This is a genomic window from Acetomicrobium mobile (assembly GCF_937920065.1).
Map to the genome: position 1 here is coordinate 1 of NZ_CALETC010000162.1, position 1,576 is coordinate 1,576.

The following is a 1,576-nucleotide window of genomic DNA, read 5'->3' on the forward strand; positions in this document are numbered from 1 at the left end:
ACCACTTCCTCGTGGATCACGTCGCAGTCGCAGACCATTTCGTCCTTTTTCATGCCATGCCTCCGTTTGACTAAATTTAAGCTTGGTAACCCTACCAGAAGGATGCAATGCCCCTGCATGTATCGGTCGATTGTATTCTATCATTAACCCGAACGTTGAAAAAGCGGAAATATTCGCCATGCTTCGTCGTTTCTTGTACGTTTCCGCCGACATTCTCTTAAAAGGGGCCTTACGACCTTGACAGTTGAACATTCACTCAACTATAATTGCCTTGACAGTTGAAGATACATTCAATTGTAAAGCTAAAAAGCGTTATGTCCAATAAAAGGAGGCGTCGGCATGAAAAAGGCATTTAAGCTCGAGGGGCTAAACTGCGCAAACTGCGCGGAAAAGATAGAAAGGGAGATCAAGGCCTTGGAGGGCGTCAACTTCGCATCCGTTAATTTCATGACCTCCAAGATGGTCATCGAAGGCGACGATGCCAGATTTGACGACATCGTCAAGGCAGCACAAAGGATCGTTACAAGATACGAGCCGGACGTGGTGGTAAAGAAGGCTTAGCGATGCCTATTGAGCCGCACCAAAAAAGGATCGCCGAGATAGCCATAGGTTCGGGGCTTTTTCTTTTTGCCGTATTACTGGAGGCAGAAAACGCAGCCCGGCCCTTGCTTTATTTGGCTGCCTACGCGGTAAGTGGCGGTGACGTGATTTTGAGGGCAATAAGAAACGTCTCGCGCAGGCAGATATTCGACGAAAACTTCCTGATGAGCGTTGCAACCGGAGGGGCCTTCTGCATCGGACAGTACAGCGAGGCCGTCGCCGTGATGCTTTTTTACAAGATCGGCATGCTATTTCAGGACAGGGCAGTGGAGAAGTCCAGAAAGTCCATCGCCGAGCTGATGAACATACGCCCCGATTACGCAAACCTTAAACGAGGCGACGTTATAGATCGCGTCGATCCCGACGAAGTAAACATTGGCGACGTCATCGTCATAAAACCGGGCGAGAAGGTGCCCTTAGACTGCGTGGTCATGGAGGGCAGCTCAACCCTCGATATTTCGCCGTTGACGGGCGAATCGATGCCCAAAGCTGTCCGCGAAGGAGACGAACTGCTAAGCGGGGCCATCAATTTAAACGGCCTGCTCGTCGCTCGTGTCACAAAAAATGCCAGCGAATCGACGGCATCCAAAATCCTGGACTTAGTTGAAAACGCCGCCGCCAAAAAGTCGAGGTCCGAGAACTTCATCACCAAGTTTGCCCGCTTTTATACGCCTGCCGTGGTGGGCGGAGCGGCGTTCATAGCCGTCGTCCCGCCTCTGGCTCTTGAGGGCGCGGCCCTTGGCGATTGGGTCTACAGGGCGCTCGTCTTTCTCGTAATTTCATGTCCCTGCGCGCTGGTGATCTCCATACCCCTGAGCTTCTTTGGCGGGCTTGGCGCCGCTGCAAGGAAGGGCATCCTCGTGAAGGGTAGCAACTACCTGGAAGCGCTGGCCGACGCGGAAGTTGCCGTCTTTGACAAGACTGGCACGCTCACCAAGGGCACTTTCGAGGTACAAGAAGTCGTCTCAAAAGGCAT

3 protein-coding genes are annotated in these 1,576 nt (G+C 52.3%); 2 read left to right on the forward strand and 1 reads right to left on the reverse strand.

All coding sequences use genetic code 11. The features are described from left to right. On the reverse strand, positions 1 to 213 hold a 213-nt coding region (locus Q7P41_RS06035), incomplete at its 3' end, for a hypothetical protein (protein WP_303882891.1). A gap of 126 nt (positions 214 to 339) precedes the next feature. Here Q7P41_RS06035 and Q7P41_RS06040 point away from each other — a divergent pair. Then, complete coding sequence (locus tag Q7P41_RS06040) at positions 340 to 561, forward strand: cation transporter (RefSeq protein WP_074200080.1); 222 nt, start codon at positions 340 to 342, stop codon at positions 559 to 561. A gap of 2 nt (positions 562 to 563) precedes the next feature. Further along, positions 564 to 1,576 (forward strand): HAD-IC family P-type ATPase (locus Q7P41_RS06045; RefSeq protein WP_303882892.1); only part of this gene is annotated, 1,013 nt, incomplete at its 3' end.